Genomic DNA, 17,529 nt, shown 5'->3' with positions numbered 1-17,529 from the left:
CGCGGTCAGCCGCCGCGGCGGTTTCCTGGAGCGGATCGACTGCTTCGACTATCGATTCTTCGGCATCTCGCCGCGCGAGTCGGCGCAGATGGACCCCCAGCAGCGGTTGCTGCTGGAGGTGGCCTGGGAGGCGCTGGAAGACGCCGGCCAGGTGCCGGAGCGGCTGGCTGGCAGCCGCACCGGGGTGTTCGTCGGCATCGCCACCAACGACTACGGATACCTGCGGTTGGGTCAGCCGCAGCTGGTCGACGCTTACACCAGCACCGGGAACGCGTTGAGCATCGCCGCCAACCGCCTGTCGTACGTGTTCGACTTGCACGGGCCGAGCATGGCAATCGACACCGCCTGTTCGTCGTCGTTGGTCGCCGTCGACCTGGCGTGCCGTAGCCTGCGGGACTCCGAATGCACGCTGGCGCTGGCCGGCGGCGTGAACGTCATCCTGTCGCCGGCGCTGGCGATCAACTTCACCAAGGCCAGGGTGATGTCTGCCGACGGCCGCTGCAAAACGTTCGACGCCGGCGCTAACGGGTACGTGCGGGGCGAAGGCGCCGGGGTCGTCGTCCTCAAGCCGCTCAGCCGCGCGCTCGCCGACAACGACCCGGTCTACGCGGTGATCCGCGGCAGCGCCATCAACTCCGACGGCCGAACCAACGGCCTGATCGCACCCGGTGAGCGAGCGCAGGAAGCCGTGCTGGCCACCGCCTATCGACGCGCGGGTCTTTCGCCCGGCGCGGTTTCCTACGTGGAGGCGCATGGCACCGGAACGGCGCTCGGCGACGCGATCGAGGCCAAGGCGATGGGCGCGGTGCTGGCGGACGGTCGCCCGCCGGGCAGCCGATGCCTCATCGGCTCGGTCAAGACCAACATCGGCCACCTGGAGGCGGCGGCCGGGGTGGCCGGGCTCATCAAAGTGGCGTTGGCTCTGCACCACCGGGCGATCCCGGCGAGTTTGAACTTCACCGAGCCCAACCCGCACATCCCCTTCGATCACCTTCCGCTGGACGTGGTGCAAACCCTCACCCCGTGGCCGGACAACGGTGGGCGGGCAGTCGCCGGGGTCAGCTCGTTCGGCTTCGGCGGGACAAACGCTCACGTCGTCCTCGCCGAGGCGCCGCAGGTTCGGGTCACGCCCGTCCCAGAGGACACGGAGGGCACGGACGGCTCGCACCGGGCCGAGCTGCTGGCGATCTCCGCCCGGTCGCCCGAGGCGCTGGCCGCGTTGGTCGGCGAGTACGAGGCGGTGCTCGTCTCCGGGGCGTCGCTGGCCGACCTGTGCTACACCGCAGGTGCGCGCCGCGGCCACCACGGCTACCGGCTGTGCGTGGTCAAAGACTCCCGGGCCGCGATGCTCGAGTCGCTGGCCGCCTACCGGCGGGGCGAGTCCCGGCCCGGCCTATCGGTCGGACACTGCCGTGTCGGCCACCCGCCGGCGGTGACTTTCGTCTTCTCCGGCCAGGGCTCGCAGTGGCAGGCCATGGGACGGCGGTTGGCCGACGAGGAACCGGTCTTCCGCGGCGCCCTGCAAGAGTGCGACCGGGCGATAAGCGTGCATCTGGGACGCTCGGTGCTCACCGAGCCGGGCGGGCACGAGTTCACCGGGCTCACCGATGTCGGCGTGATTCAACCGGCGATCTTCGCCGTCCAGGTGGCGCTGGCCGCGCTCTGGCGATCGTGGGGGGTCGAGCCCGCCGCGGTGGTGGGGCACAGCATGGGCGAGGTCGCGGCCGCGCATGTCGCCGGTGCGCTGAGCCTGGAAGACGCCGCACGGGTGATCTGTGCCCGCGCCCGGATGCTGCGACGGGTACGTGGCCGCGGGGCCATGATGGTTGCCGAGGTCACGGCCGCCGAAGCACAGCAACTCATCGCCGGCCGGGAGGATCGGGTCGCGATTGCCGCGAGCAACAGCCACCGATCCACGGTGCTGTCCGGCGATCAAACGGTGTTGGCCGATCTGGTTGCGGTGCTGGAGCAGCGCGACCGGTTCTGCCGGTGGATCGACGTCGATGTCGCGTCCCACAGTCCGCAGATGGACGAGCTCACCGCCGAGCTGCGCGGCATGCTCGAGGGGATCACGCCGACGGTACCCGCGATACCCGTCTACTCCGCGGTCACCGGGGACCTGCTGACCGACCGGCTGCCCGACCGCGACTACTGGGCGGAGAACCTGCGCTCGCCGGTGCGCTTCTCGCCGGCACTGCGGCGACTGGCCGACGCCGGGCACGAGACGTTCGTCGAGATCAGCCCACACCCCATCCTGCTGGCCGCTGCCCGCGAGGACGCCGAGGACCTGGGTCGGCGTGCCACGCTGCTGCCGTCCATGCGCCGTGACGACGAGGGACGTGTGACCATGCTCGCCTCGCTCGGCACCCTGCACACCCTGGGCCAGCAGATTGCCTGGGAACAGATCTATCCAGCGGGCAGCAGCTGTATCGCCGCACCGACATACCCGTGGCAGCGGGTCCACTCCTGGCTGGAAGCGGGCAGCATCACCGCCGTTACCGGGCCCCGGCGCGACGCCGGCCACACCGGTGCGCTGACCTGGCGCGGGCCCCTGCGCTCGGCGGTGCACCCGGAGACGGCGTTAGCCGAGGTCGAGATCGGCACCGGCGTGATACCGGCGATGGCCGACCATCGGGTCCACGGGTCGGTGATCCTTCCGGCCGCGCTGCTGGGCAAGCTCGTCCTGGCCGGAGCGACCAGGGCATTCGGATCGGCGGAACGGGTACTCCGCGACGTCACCCTGCACCGGCCCCTGGCGTTCGTCGACGCCGAGCCGCGCACCCTTCAGCTCGTCCTGCAGCAAGACCCCACCGGCGCGGGGTCGTTCCTGTGCTACAGCGCCGAACCGGAGGCGACCGGGGCTACAGAGGCTGTGCGGTGGTCGCTGCTCGCCGACGGCACGATTGCCACCATCGCCAACATTGCCGGTGAACCGGACGCCACCGACGGCGACCCGCACCCCCTGGACGCCGCCCGAGTCAGCTGCACGCAGGAGATTCCCGGCTCGTCGTTTTACCGGCGGCTGGTCGAGCATGGTCTGCAGTACGGGCCGAAATTCCAGGCCCTAGAGACGATCTGGCGTCGTGACGGCGAGGCGATCGCCCGGCTCACATCGGATGGGGCGGGCGGCGCCGCCGCCGGCGACCGCGTGGACGGCGTCGACGGCGTCGACGGCGTCGACGCCATCGTTCTCGACGCATGTTTTCCGGTGCTGGCCGCCACGCTTCCCGAGTCCGCCGACAGCCAGTCATCGGATATCTATCTGCCGGTGGGACTGACGGAGCTGCGATCACGCGGCCCGTTCGCGGATGGCACATGGTGCCACGCGGTGTTGCGATCCGGATCTGACGAATCTGACCCTGGCCCGGACACCGTGACAGGCGATGTGTACCTGTTGCGCGGCAGCGGCGAGATCGTCGCGGCGGCCCGCGGGCTGCGGCTGCGACGGATCCCGGGCGAGATGTTCAGCACATCCACCACATCGTCGTCGGGTCACCTGCTGCGGTGGCAACCCGCGTCTATCCGGGCCGACGGCGGGATAGACGCGCCGAGGCAGTCGGTCGAAGCGGGAAGCTGGCTCATCCTCAGCGATGGCGGCGCGGTGACCGACACGCTGCGAGACCACCTGGAATCGCGATCTCAATCATGTGTGTTGGTCGAGCCGGTCCCAGGCTTGGGCGATGTCGAACGTCTGACACCTGACAGCTACCGTCTCGATCCCGCACAGCCCAGGCATTTTCGGCGCCTCCTCGAAGACGCGTTCGGTGCCGCGCGACCACCCTGCCGCGGCGTGGTGCATCTGTGGAGTCTGCGGACCGGCGCTTCGGCTGATGGGCAGTGGGCCACCACCCCGGGGCCGGTGCTGCAGGCCCTGTCGCGGGCCGGCTGGCCGGACCCGCCGCGTCTTTGGCTGGTGACCCGCGGTGCGCAAGTGGCCGACACCGCAGACCTGCATGCCGAACCCGTGACGACCGGCCAGGCCCCCAGGTCGGGCAGCAACATCGGACAGGAGCTCGCGGAGCATCCGGAGCTGCCCTGCACCCGTGTCGACCTGTCCGTGCATGGCGGTCCAGAAGAGCTCCGGGCGCTGTTTCACGAGATATGGTCGGGCGGCCCTGACGTTGACGTTGACGTCGCACTTCGCGGCTACCGCCGCTACGTGGCACGGCCGACCCGCGGCGACGGCAATGCCGAATCCGACCGCCAGCCGGGCACTTTGGGAGACGCGCGCCGTGGCGACGGCGGTGCGCCCGAGCCCGGAGGCGGACTCTACGGCGCGCTTCAGGGCGCCGCACCACCGGAGCGTCAGCGGCTGCTGGAGTCGTACTTACGCGATCTCACCGCCGGCAAGCTCGGCATGGCCCCATCGAGCCTGGACGTTCAGGCGCCGCTGAACAGCCTCGGTGTCGACTCGCTCACCACGTTGGAGCTGCGTATCCAGGTTGAACGCGACCTAGGCATCGAGGTGCCGGTCGCCCGGCTGCTGGACGGCCCGAGTGTGGCCAGCGTCTCGCGCTGGCTCAGCGATCAGCTCTCCGTGATGGCGTCCGGCGCAGACGCGTCGCGGCCCGACGGAGTGCGGCCGCCGCAGACACCCCCACAGGAAAAAGCCCGGCCCGCAGAGACCGGTGTCGTTTCGGCACGCGGCGTCGACCTGCTCGCCCGGGTGCCCGAGCTCTCCGACGATGACGTGGACGAGCTGCTCCGAAAAGTCCTCGCTCAACAGGAGGCCGGGTGCGACCTTGCCGTGAAGGAGGGAAAACATGACGGATAGACCCACTGGGATCTCTGACGTCCCAGCGATCCCCGACATCTCCGGTCTTTCTCCCGAGAGAAAACGGGCCCTGTTGTCCCAGCTTCTCATGGCAGAAGCAGCGGAGTCGGCTTCGCCGCATCCGTTGTCCTACGGGCAGCGATCCCTGTGGTTCATCCATAAGCTGGCACCGCAGAGCGCTGCCTACACCATCATCTATGCCGGGCGGATCAGCGGTGCGCTCGATGTGCCGGCACTGGAACACGCGGCGCAGGCACTCGTCGACCGGCACCCCATGTTGCGGACCACCTACGCCGAGCGCGACGGGCAGCCGGTTCAACTCGTTCATCCGCACTGGCCGCTGCGAATCGCCCGGCACAGCCTGGGCCCGGGCGAGCTCGAGCTCGACGAATGGATTCGCCGAGAGACCGATCGGCCTTTCGACCTGCACACCGGCCCGCTGTTGCGGCTGACGCTGCTCGAGCGCGCACCCGATGAGCATGTCCTGCTGCTGGCGGTGCACCACATCGCCGTCGACTTCTGGTCTGCCGACGTCATTCTCGACGAGCTTCGCCTCCTGTATGCCGCCGAGCACGGCGCGGATCCGCCTGCGCCACTGGCGGAAAGCTACATCGACTACACCGAGCGGCAGACCCGGACGCTGGCCGGTGCGCAAGGAGAACGCCTCTGGGATTACTGGCGTGAGCAGCTCCGCGGTGACCTGCCGATCCTTGCATTGCCCACCGACCGGCCGCGACCGGCCGTCCAGACCTACCGGGGCGCCGTTGCACGCTTCACCATCGACGCCCGGACAACGGCCGGCCTGAAGCAAGCCGGGCGGGCCAGCGGCGCAACGCCCTACATGACGCTGCTCGCCGCTTACGCCGCGCTGCTGCACCGCTACAGCGGCCAGGATGACGTGATCGTCGGCTCGCCGTTCGCGTGCCGCGACCGGGCCGGGCTGACCGATCTGGTTGGTTACCTCTCCAATCCGATGGCCCTGCGTGTCGACCTGGATGGCGACCCGACATTCACGTCGTTGCTCGGCCGGGTCAAAGACACCGTGCTCGGCGCGCTGGCACACCAGGACTACCCCTTCGCGCTGCTCGTCGAGCGGCTTGCGCCGGCGCGCGATGCGGGCCGCACCCCGCTGTTCCAGGCTTCGTTCGCCTGGGAGCAGACCCGGCGGTTCTCCGACGGCCCCGGCTCGGCACGTGGTGGGCTGCAGCTGGAAACCCTGCACATCGGACAGGGCGGCGCACCGTTCGATCTGCTGATGCAGATGGGTGAGCACGACGGCAACCTGACCGGCGCGCTGCAGTACAACACCGACCTTTTCGACGCCGCGACGATCGAGCGGATGGCCCGGCACTTCACGACGCTGCTGGACGGTATCGCCGCAGATCCCGGCCAGCGCGTTTCACGGCTGCCGCTGCTCACCGTCGACGAGCACCGCCAGCTTGCCGCATGGAACGAAACCCGGGTCGACTACCCCGACTCCCAAGCCCCGGCCTGCCTGCACGAGATGGTGGCAGCAACGGCCGCGCGCACCCCGGACGCCGTCGCCGTGACCTGTGCCGACGGCGAGTTCACCGAGTTGACCTACGCAGAACTCGACCTCCGGGCCAACGGTCTGGCGCATCGGCTCCAGCGCCTCGGTGTCGGTCCCGACGTCGTGGTGCCGGTTTTGCTGGACCGCTCCGAGGACCTGGTGGTGGCGCTGCTGGGTGTCCTCAAGGCAGGAGGTGCGTTCCTACCGCTGGACCCGGCCCAGCCCGCGCAACGCATGGCCGCGATGCTGGCCGACGTGCCGGAGGCGCCGGCCTGCGTCACGCACCGCCGGCACCTGGGTCATGTGCCGGCGGACTTCACCGGCGCCCGGCTGTGCCTGGATTCACCGTCGACGTCATCGACCCCGGACGGCACCGCCACCGCGGCCCCTGTCGCAGGCACGACATCGACGAACCTCGCCTACGTCATCTATACGTCCGGTTCAACCGGTACGCCGAAGGGCGCACTCAACGCCCACGCCGGGATTCGTAACCGGCTGCTGTGGATGCAGCACACCTACCCGCTGAGCGCCGATGACCGGGTCTTACACAAGACCCCGATCAGTTTCGACCCCGCCGTCTGGGAGATCTTCTGGCCGCTGATCGCCGGCGCACGGGTTGTGATCGCAGCACCCGAGGGCCACAAGGACGCCGCCTATCTGGCTCGAACCATCATCGAAAAAGGCATCACCACAATGCATTTCGTCCCGTCGATGCTGTACCGCTTCCTCGCCGAGCCCAGTGTCGTCGGCTGTGTCGGACTGCGCAGGGTGTTCTGCAGCGGCGAAGTGCTGCCGTATGATCTGCGGGACCGGTTCCTGTCGGTGCCGGGCATGGGCGCCGAGTTGTACAACCTGTACGGACCCACCGAGGCCGCGATCGACGTCACCCATTTCCACTGCGAGCGCGGCGTATCCGGCCCAGTGGTCCCGATCGGTCGACCGATCGCCAACGTGCGCATCCACCTCTTGGACGCTCATCGCCAACAGGTGCCGGTGGGTGTGCCCGGCGAGCTGTTCATCGGCGGGGTCGGGGTCGGACGCGGCTACCTCAATCGGCCGGACACGACGGCGGCCAGCTTCGTTGCCGACCCATTCAGCGACCGCCCGGGCCAACTGCTCTACCGCACCGGTGATCTGGCCCGATACCTGCCCGACGGCAACATCGAATTCCTGGGCCGGGTGGACAACCAGGTGAGCATCCGCGGTTTCCGGATCGAGCCGGGTGAGGTGGAGGCCGCGCTGACGAAACACCCCGCAGTGGCCGAGAGCGCCGTGGTGGCTGCGAACGAGGGAACCACCGACAACACCCTGCTTGTCGCTCATATCGTGCTGGCAGAGGATGCTCAGGGCACTGCGCCGGCTGCGCCTACTGCTCCGGCTGTGCTAACTGTGCCGTCAACTGCCGAGTTGCGGCGCTTCCTGCTGGAGCTGCTCCCCGCCGCGATGGTGCCCGCCGTCTTCCACGTGATGAGTGCCCTACCGCTCACGTCGAGCGGGAAGGTGGACCGCCGCGCGTTACTGGCGGCCGACGAGGCGCTGACGTCGCAACCCTCGGAATTCGTCGCACCGCGAAACCGTACAGAGCAGATCTTATCCGAGATCTGGTGTGAGGCACTCGGTTTGGAACGCATCGGTGTCACCGACGACTTCTTCGCCCTCGGCGGTTCCTCCACCCAGAGCCTGGAGGTTTCGGTACGTGCGAACGACGTCGGCCTGCCGCTGCGCCCGGAGTCGACGTTCGTCTACGGCACGATCGCCGAGCTGGCCGCCGAATACGGGCCGCTCGCCGACGATGGCGCGGACCACGTGACGAGCCCGGAGTCCGGACAGCCGCCGGCGAGCCAGTCCACCGTCCCCACAGTCGAGGCCGGTTTCGCCGTTCCCGGGCGGCCGGTCACAGCGGGCGCCAACGGAATACGAAACACGGTGATCGAAAGTCTCGGCGTCTACCTGCCGCCGCGCGCAGTGTCGACCGAGGCGGTGCTGGCGGGATGCACCAACGAGGTTCGCATACCGTTGGAACGTCTGACCGGCATCAAGAGCCGCCGGGTGGCCGGTGACGGCGAGTTCTCGATCGACCTCGCCCGGCAGGCTGCGGCGGACTGCCTGTCCCGGTCGAGCTATCTGCCCGAGGAGATCGACCTGGTCATCGCCTGCAACATCTCCCGTTATGACGGCCCGGAGATGTTCACCTTCGAACCCGGCACCGCCTCGCGGCTGCGCGATCAGTGCGGCCTGACCAATGCGGTCTCCTTCGACATCAGCAATGCGTGTGCGGGCATGTTCACCGGCATCACCGTTGCGGACGCGTTTTTGAAGACCGGGCTGATTCGGTCGGCCCTGGTGGTCAGCGGTGAATACATCAGCCACATCACCGAGACCGCGCAGCAGGAGATCGAGGGGCCGATGGATCCGCGGCTGGCCTGTCTCACCGTCGGCGACGCCGGCGCGGCGGTGGTTCTGGAGCGCGGGGCAGGCGACCGAGTCGGCTTCCACGATATCGACATGGCCACGCTCAGCAAATATGCCGAGCTATGCATCGGCAAGGCGACCGACGGCCCACACGGCGGGGCGATCATGGTCACCGACTCGGTGACACAGACCGCTGTCGCCGTCAAGCATTCGGTTCCTTATGTCACCGGGGTCATGGCACGGCACGGTTGGCGGCCGGAGACCTGTGATCACCTGCTGATGCACCAGACCTCGGAGGCGTCGATCAACGACGGCATCCGCGCCATCAATCAGTTGCTGGGGCGGGCCGCGGCCAACCGGGACAACACCATCTGCAACCTCGCCGAGCGGGGCAACACCGCCACCACGACGCACTTCGTCGCGCTGGCTGACTACATTCGCAGCAACCGGATCAACTCCGGAGACAACGTGGTCTTCTCCATCACCGGCTCCGGACAGACCGTCGGCACCGCGCTGTACACCTTCGACGACCTACCCGACCGGATGCGTCGGGCAGCCGGCGGTCAGCACAGCCGCGGCGGCGGTGCCCACGGTGCCCACAGTGCCCACGGTGCCCACAGTGGCAAAGAGCTGCCGCCGACCCCGCGGGTGCGCATCGACAGTGTCGGCATTGCGGGCGCACCGGAAGCATCGAGTTCGATAGGGCTCGCGGTTCAAGCGGCAGAGGTCTGCCTGGACCACAGTGCCCTGGACCGGTCAGCGGTGGGCCTGATCATCCACACCGGCGTCTACCGCGACGACTTCCTCAGCGAACCCGCGGTTGCCGCACTCGTCGCCGGCGAACTCGAGATCAACCCCGACGTGCAATCTCCGGACGGGCCGAAGACCTTCGCCTTCGACATCCTCAACGGCGCGGTCGGCTTCCTCAACGCATGTCACGTCGCCGCCGGAATGATCGGAGCGGGAAAGACCGACCATGCGATGGTGCTTGCCTCCGAGATAGAAAACAACACCCCCGAGAGCGGCTACCCGTTAAACGGCATCAGCCAAATGGGCTCGGCCGTACTGCTGAGCCGAAGCGACACCGCAGCAGGCTCAGAAGGATTTGGCCGGTTCGTCTTCCACCACCACCCCGAGCACAGGGGAGCGCTCGCCACCTACACTCAGCACCGAGATGGGCGGACCTGGCTGCAGATTGACCGCGACCCGAACCTCCTCGGCATCTATCTGAGCTGCATACCCTCGGCGGTCAAGGAACTCCTGGCGCTCGAAGGACTCGAACCCGCCGACATCGCGATCGTGTTGCCGCCACGGTTGTCCCAGGCAGCCGTCAGCGAACTGGCAGCGCGGGTCGACATCGGAAGATCACGGTTCGTCGACCTCGACGTCGATACCGACCCGTTCACATCCGCGCTGCCGTACGGGCTCGAGCATGCCCGGCAACGAGGACTGGTGCAGCCGGGCGACATTGCGCTGATCGTCACGGTCGGCTCGGGTGTCGAGGTCGGCTGCACCACCTACCGCTTCTGAGCAGATGACTTCTGAGCAGATGACTACAGTGAGAGAGTGGGAGCCATGCCATCCGTCCTGGTAACCGGTGCGTCTCGCGGGATCGGGAGAGCGATCGCCACACACCTTGCGGACAGGGGCTGGGATGTGGTGGCCGCGGTACGTAAGGAGCAGGACGCCGCCGAAATCGCCGCGGAGAATCCAGAGCGCATATCGTCGGTGCTCCTCGACGTCACCGACGCCGGGCAGGTTGCCGCACTGGACCAATCGCTGGGTCAGCGGCTCGACGCGGTGGTCAACAACGCCGGCATCGTGGTGCCCGGGCCCCTGGAAGCGCTTCCGGTCGAAGAATTCCGCCGCGAACTCGATGTCAATGTGACCGGCCAACTCGCAGTGACCCAGGCCGTGTTACCGCGACTGCGCGAATCGCGGGGCCGGGTCGTGTTCATTTCCAGCACCAATGGCCAGCTATCCGTACCGATGGTCGGAGCATACTGCGCGTCGAAGTTCGCGCTCGAAGGTGCCGCCGAGGCGCTGCGGGTCGAACTGGCGCCGTGGCATATTCCGGTCATCGTCGTAGAACCCCCGTCGACCGACACCGACATGTGGCGCACCACCGACGCCCTGGTCGCGCAGGCCGAGGCCGTGATGAGTCCGGAGCATCGTGACCTGTACGCCAAGCACATCGCCGGCATGAAAAAATTCACCCAGCGGTTCCAACGGTTCGTCGTGCCGGTCGACGACGTGGTCACCGTCGTCGAAAAGGCGTTGACCGCACGCAGACCCAGGGCACGCTATGTCGTCGGCTTGAGGGCGAAACTACAGGTGACGGCAGTTCCGATGCTGCCGTTCGAGTTACGCGACCGACTGATCCGGCTCCTGGGCAGTCAGCCCTAGCGAGTAGACGCGCCTTGACGACATCTTGGCGTGTAGAGAGGTTGCTATGGTCCGCGCAGAGACGGCCCCGGGTGTGCGACGTGAGCCGATTCCCACCGATGTCGTCGGTGCTGCCGATGCTGCTAATGCTGCTAATGCTGCTAATGCTGCTAATGCTGCTAATGCTGCTAACGTAACAGACGCTGCGCTGGTAAAGTACGTGTTTATCTGCACAGCGAGACAGGGCCGCGCGATTGACCACCACCCCGCGTTGCGGCTAGTCGATTGTCCGGCCCCGGGTCTCGCCGCCGAAGCGGCGGCGCAGACCTTCCCTCGAGCGTTGGTACATAGGTGAACTGCGAGGGCGTACGGGCATGAGAATGTTGATCACCGCCGTGCGAGACCTGCAGTGGCGTCTGCGGCGCTTTGTGATCGCATCCATCGGCACCGGATTGGTGTTTGCGCTGACACTTACCCTGGCCGGGCTGGCCAAGGGTTTTCGGGTCGAGGCCCAGCACGTGGTCGATTCGCTTGGCATCGACACCTACCTCATCCCGGACGGCGCGGCGGGCCCGTTCATGGGTGCGGCGAGGTTTCCGGAAGCCGAGATGCCGCGCGTGGAACACCTGCCGGGTGTTCAGTCCGCGGTCCCGGTGGTCTACGGCAATATCATCCTGCAGGATCAGCGCTCGCCGGAGAACATCAATGTCTACGGCGTGCCCGCCCACGGGATGGGCATGCCGCCGATCGCGAAGGGACGGGCGCCGTCGAATTCCGGTGAGGTCGCCATGTCGACCACCCTGGGACGGTCCATCGGCGACGACGTCGAGGTCGGTGCGAAGCAGCTGCGGATCGTGGGGCTGGTCGACAAGTCGACCACCCTCGCGGGCCAGCCCAATGCGTTCTTGACCGTCGAGGGGGCGCAGCGGCTGATGTTCTCCGGGCAGCGGGTGGTCACCGCGATCGGCTTGCGCGGTGCACCCGCGCAGGCGCCGGCGGGCTATCGCATCGTGGATCGCCAGGCTGCCGTCGATGACATGGTGCGCCCACTGCACGGGGCGCTGATGGCGTTTTCGTACATGGCGATCCTGTTGTGGGCGGTCGCGGTGCTGATCGTGGGGTCGCTGGTCTATCTGTCCGCGTTGGAGCGCACCCGGGATTTCGCGGTGTTCAAAGCCATCGGCGTTAACACCGGGTCGGTGCTGGCCGGGCTGACGATGCAGGCGGTGCTGGTCGCGGTGGCCGCAGCGCTGCTGGGTGGCCTGGTGGCGGTGGTGCTGGGGCCGCTGTTTCCCATGCTGGTGGCGATCACCTACTCCTCTTTCGCGCTGTTGGTGGCGACCGCGGTGGTGATCGGCCTGTTGGCCAGTGTGGCGAGTTTGCGGCATGCGGTGGCCATCGACCCGGTGCTGGCGTTCGGGGGGCCTTGAGGCATGGGTGATCTGCGCATCAAAGACCTCGTCGTCGAGTACCGCCGCGGCGGCGGGGAGGTGGTCCGCGCGATCAACGGGCTGGATCTGGAGATCACCGGCGGATCACTGGTGATCGTTTTGGGGCCCAGCGGATGCGGGAAGACCACGCTGCTGTCGTGTATCGGCGGCATCCTCAGCCCGACGTCCGGGCGGATCCAGATCGGTGACATCGATGTCACCGCGCTGGAGCGCCGCAAGCTGACCCGGTACCGGCATCGCACTGTGGGCATTGTTTTTCAGTCGTTCAACCTGGTGGCGAGCCTGACCGCGGCAGAGAATGTGATGGTGCCGTTGTGGGCGGCCGGATGGTCGCGGCGGGCCGCGCGGGAACGCGCCAGGGATCTGCTGACCCGAGTGGGGTTGCAGGACCGCATGAGGCACCGGCCCGGTGACCTCAGTGGCGGACAGCAGCAACGGGTGGCGGTGGCCCGCGCGGTCGCGTTGGACCCACCGCTGCTGCTGGCCGACGAGCCCACGGCCCACCTCGACTATGTTCAGGTGGAAGAGGTGCTGCGGCTCATCCGGGAGTTGGCAAGCGGGGACCGCATCGTCGTGGTCGCCGCTCACGACACCCGTATCCTGCCGTTCGCCGACCGGGTGGTCAAACTGGTGCCCGATTTCACCCCGGTCGATCACGAGGCCCAAACCCTGAGTCTGACAAGCGGTTCGGTGCTGTTCGAGCAGGGCAGTATGGGAGAGCTGATCTACGTCGTGGACGACGGCGAGCTGGAGGTCGTTCGGGAATCGGCGGACGGCGGCGAGGAGCTGCTCAAGGTCGTCAGAGCCGGCGACCATGTCGGCGAGATCGGACCGTTGTTCCGCGTCGCCCGCTCGGCCACGGTGCGCGCCCGCACCGACGCAACCGTCACCGGCTACAGCGTGCAGGCATTCCGCAGGCTACTCGAGACCTCCACGGACCGTAACCTCATCGAGCATCACGAGATCGACATCGAGTAGAACCGGGCTGGGTTGGATTGCGCTATCCGGCGGGGCATACCGGGGCTGCGTTCGGTGGCCGGTGGTGTGCCCATGGACGAGCTGATTTTAGTTGTGCGGCAAGCGAAATAAGTGTGGCCTCGTCGTTGGCTGGTCCGGTCAGATGGACCGCTTGCGGCAAGCCGCCGGCGGATATCCCGGCCGGAATCGATATCGCGGGCTGATCACTGTAGTTCTGCGGGAAACAAAACGGGATGAATGTGAATACCCGCAGAATGCCCCGGGTTGGCCCCCATCCTTCGAAGTACCCGACCCGTACCGGCGGCTTGGCCAGCACCGGCGTCATCAGGACATCGCAGTCGGCGATCGGCCTCAGTGAGCGCTCCGTCAGCGGGTACCGGGCGACGAGCGCGCGGCGCGCCAGCCAGTCGGCTGGTGCGCGCCTCGGCCTGCATGCGACGCTCCAGCAGCTCAGGTCTTTCCAGGCGCTCGATTTCATGGCGGAACCCATTCATGAACACCGCCAGCACCGCGGCGATCGCAACCGCCGGATAGACCGGGTCACGCTCGACGACGTCGTGGCCGAGTGAGTGCAGTAAATCGGCGGCCGCCAGCACCGGGCGGCGCGCCTCGTCGCTGATCGGCACCGGGACCACCGGCTTGAACGACATCGCGATCCGCAGCCGGCCGGGCGGGCGCGACACCGCATCCATCAGCGGCGGGGCCGGCGGCGGTGCGGCAATCTCGTCGTTGGGCTCGACGCCGGTCATCACGTCGTGCCGCACGGCCGTGTCGGCAACGCTGCGGGCCAGCGGCCCGATGTGATTCAGGCCGTGGAACCGGTAGGCCCGCTCGGGTGATTGCTTGGTGCTGATGCGCCCACGCTGGCCCTTCAGGCCCGCCAGCCCGCAACAGGCTGCCGGCATGCGCACCGGACTCCGACAAATGCGTCTTGCCGATGATCGCCGCCCCGGCCTCCCGAGGGCGCCGTACCGCGGCGCTGTCGGTGCTCGCCGGGCCCATGTCGATGCCGGTGCCGCACATCGACGAGACCCCGGCCACGTCGGTGTCGTCTTTGACCGCTATCGGCACGCCCCGCCAGCGGCAGTTCCTCCCCGGCGGCCAGCCGCCGCTCCACCTGCGCCGCTTCGGCCGTCGCCTGGTCGGCCAGGACCACCCGAAAGGCGTTCAGCACCGGGTCCAGTCGGGCGATCCGGTCCAGATAGAGCGTCACCAGTTCGTGGGGCGACACCTGACGCTCCCGTAGCGCTGCGCCTGACGCGCCACCCCGGCAAATACCAGCTCCTCATCACCAGCGGTAGCCATCACCCGTCCTTCCGCCGTACCGACGGTACTACCTTCCGGTGGACGTGCTGAACGACGTCTGCGGTTGCGAATTGAGTTACTCTTCGCGAAGTTCGGTCGCTGGAGCGGCCCGGGTTCTTTTCCATGCCGGGATCACCGCCGCAAACACCGCGGCGATCGTGGCCAGCACCGCGTACATCACTGCGTCCGACAACGGAAATACCATCGGAGTGATGAGCCCCACATTGACGATTGCCGCCCGCCGAACGGCTTCGATGATCGCGATGGAGAGGACGGCACCGAATAAGCCGCCTGCCGCGCCGGCGATAACAGCCTCGACGGTGGTGATACTGAACACTTTGAACCGAGTGGCGCCGAGTGCCCGTAGCAAAGCCACCTCGCGCCGGCGTCGTATCCCGACGAGCAGCAGGGTAGACAGCACCGAGATAAAAGCGATGGCGAGCAAGCCGTATTTGAGCGTATTCAATGGCGTGAGATACCGCGCGATAGCGGTGGCGATATCCGCTGCGTACCCGCTGGTGTCCGCCGCTCGGACGGGCTGATCGAATTTCGCAGACTCGATATTGTCTACGACTTGGCCGACACTGAATCCCGCGGCCGGTGTGACGAAGAGCAGACCCGCAGGCTGCCGACCGAAAATCTGTTCAGCGGTCCGGTAAGGCATATAGATCCTTCGGCCGCCGTACTCGGGGGTGGCCACAATCGAGCCGATGGTCATTGCCTGAGCGTCCAGTCCGGTCCCGAAAACAAGCGTGTCGCCGATGTGAAGACCCTTCTCGCGAGCCAGCACACCGCCGATGACCAGTTGATTGGCGTCAACGCTCGCCTTCGCGGCCTGTCCCTCCAGCAATCCGAAAGGAACGGCCAGCCGGTCCTGTGCGTAAATATGAGCCAATGATCCGTCCCGCAGGCTGATCTCGATTTCGGCCATTCGCTCGGTGTCCGTCACCCCGGGTAGCGCATTGAGTTTCGCCATGGTATTCGGTGCGAACCTGGCGTCGATCGGTCCGTAGTCGGCGAACCGCGTGGTGGTGATCGCGACCCGGTCCCGCGCCTGCGCCTCGGCGACGTCCACCGCACCGCGATGAATCGCGATGAGAAATCCGGAAAGCAGGATCGCCACCACGACCGGAACCGCGACGGCACCGGAGATCGCGGCTGTACGCGACCGGTCCGCCCGCAGCGCGGTGAGCGCTATTCTGACCGTCGCACCATGTTTGCGATCGGCCCGGGGCCGCACTGTGGTGATGGCCTGCGCGCTCAGATACGCCGTGGCCATGAGCAATCCGATGATCGCGGTAACAGCACCGCCGTCGGCGACGCCCGCCTGCCACGGCTCGAGGCCACCCGACAGCGTGGCCAGCCTCGCGGCGGCGACGCCGGCCAGCCCGACCGCCAACAGCGCTACCGCTTTGAGCCAGATCCTCGCCGCTGTGGTCTGCTCTTGGGTTGCGCGCCCGCAGAGTTCGGCCGCTATCGGCGTGTTCGCCGCGGAGAGGCTGGGGATCACCGCGGCAACAACCGCCAGCAGCACGCCGGCTGCGAGCCCGGCCACCAGGATCAGTGGATTGAGGATGACGGGCACGGTGACGCCGAGGAAACGCTCGGTCAGCTCACTTGCGCTCGCCACCAGTGGGTTGGCGATGACAATGCCGGTCATGACCCCCACCGCCGAGCCCGCTGCACCGAGCAGCGCAGCCTCGCTGAGGAACCCGGTGACGATGGACGACGGCGATGCGCCCAGCGCGGCGGCGATCGCGATCTCGTGTCGGCGTTCCTCGACCGACAACCGGGTGATCTGGGCGATCAGGATGACGCCGACGCCGACTGAGATGAGAGCGAAAATCGCCAGCAGGGGGAGCAGAACGTCGTTGACGTTGAACCCCCGGGCCGGCTCGCTGCGGGTCTGGATGTTGAACCCGGGTCCCAGCGCGTCGACCAGGCGCGTCTGTACTTCCGGTGCGCTGGCGCCCTCGGCGAGCGTGACGTATGCCATGTCGACCCGATCGGATCGGGCGAACTGTACTTTGGCCACGCTCAGCGGCAGCACCGCCACCAGCCCGTTGTTGACGCTGTCCAGGTCTGCTACTCGCTGGAACTTGTCCATCGAGAGCTGCCCGGCGTCGGTCACCAGCGTGGCAGAGGGCTCCAGGGAACTGCCGAGGACATCGGATGTGGCCGGTGGTGGTTCCCGTTGCCCCGCCTCGCATACCTTTGGATTGACGATCCATTGCGCCGAGCAGTCGACCCCTAGGCTCAGGCCGAATGTCTCCCGGGTGCCATTGCGGATGGGCGTCACCCCGCGGATGACGGGGACCACCGACGACACGCCTGGCACCGCACGCGCACTGTCGATGACGGCAGGGCCGATGCCGCCTCGGGTGGCGGCGCCGACGATACGTAACGGGGCGGGTCCGGCGATCCGGTAGCCGACGTCGTCGATAGCAGTGCTGACGCTGGTGGTTTCGATCATGACCGCCACCACAACGGCAACGCCGCCGCCGAGTGAGAACGCGGCCAACGCGGCGCGGAGGGAGTGCCTGCGGATGGCCCGGAAATTGATGAGTCGGAGAACTCCGAAGGTCGCGGCTAGCGGTCCGCGAGCCATGCCAGATCGCGAGGTAGTTGGACCTGGCCGCTGTCGGCTTCGATCTCACCGTCGAGAAGGGAGATCAGCCGGGGGGCGTCGTCGG

7 protein-coding genes and 1 pseudogene are annotated in these 17,529 nt (G+C 67.5%); 5 read left to right on the top strand and 3 right to left on the bottom strand.

Annotated features, from left to right (window positions below):
• The 5 genes from AC2VON_RS00160 to AC2VON_RS00140 all read left to right on the top strand — a co-directional run.
• A partial coding sequence (locus AC2VON_RS00160; protein WP_486951130.1) for a type I polyketide synthase occupies nucleotides 1–4,774 on the top strand: 4,774 nt, incomplete at its 5' end.
• Nucleotides 4,764–10,247 (top strand): amino acid adenylation domain-containing protein, encoded by a 5,484-nt coding sequence (locus tag AC2VON_RS00155; protein WP_486951129.1) that lies wholly within the window; start codon nucleotides 4,764–4,766, stop codon nucleotides 10,245–10,247. The genes AC2VON_RS00160 and AC2VON_RS00155, both read left to right, overlap by 11 nt.
• Nucleotides 10,248–10,292: 45 nt before the next feature.
• Entirely contained in the window at nucleotides 10,293–11,123 is an 831-nt protein-coding gene (locus AC2VON_RS00150; RefSeq protein ID WP_486951128.1) for an SDR family NAD(P)-dependent oxidoreductase, read from the top strand.
• A 359-nt stretch (nucleotides 11,124–11,482) separates the two neighbouring features.
• The gene (locus AC2VON_RS00145; RefSeq protein WP_486951127.1) at nucleotides 11,483–12,532 is read left to right on the top strand and encodes an ABC transporter permease; all 1,050 of its coding nucleotides are present in this window, start codon (nucleotides 11,483–11,485) and stop codon (nucleotides 12,530–12,532) included.
• Nucleotides 12,533–12,535: 3 nt separating this feature from the next.
• Entirely contained in the window at nucleotides 12,536–13,531 is a 996-nt protein-coding gene (locus AC2VON_RS00140) for an ABC transporter ATP-binding protein (protein WP_486951126.1), read from the top strand.
• Nucleotides 13,532–13,553: 22 nt separating this feature from the next.
• Here the strand turns inward: AC2VON_RS00140 and AC2VON_RS00135 are convergent, their stop codons facing one another.
• The 3 genes and pseudogenes from AC2VON_RS00135 to AC2VON_RS00125 form a co-directional block, all read right to left on the bottom strand.
• Nucleotides 13,554–13,856 carry an amidase family protein gene (locus AC2VON_RS00135; RefSeq protein ID WP_486951125.1) on the bottom strand — a complete coding sequence of 101 codons (303 nt, stop codon included), beginning with the start codon at nucleotides 13,854–13,856 and terminating at the stop codon, nucleotides 13,554–13,556.
• 199 nt (nucleotides 13,857–14,055) lie between these two features.
• Nucleotides 14,056–14,554 (bottom strand): annotated as a pseudogene (locus tag AC2VON_RS00130) (amidase family protein); the annotation flags it as partial.
• A gap of 358 nt (nucleotides 14,555–14,912) precedes the next feature.
• Entirely contained in the window at nucleotides 14,913–17,309 is a 2,397-nt protein-coding gene (locus tag AC2VON_RS00125; protein ID WP_486951124.1) for an ABC transporter permease, read from the bottom strand.
• Between the last annotated feature and the right edge of the window lie 220 nt (nucleotides 17,310–17,529).

Source organism: Mycobacterium sp. TH-M82, assembly GCF_057473605.1.
This window is presented reverse-complemented; position numbering and strand designations above follow the sequence as displayed.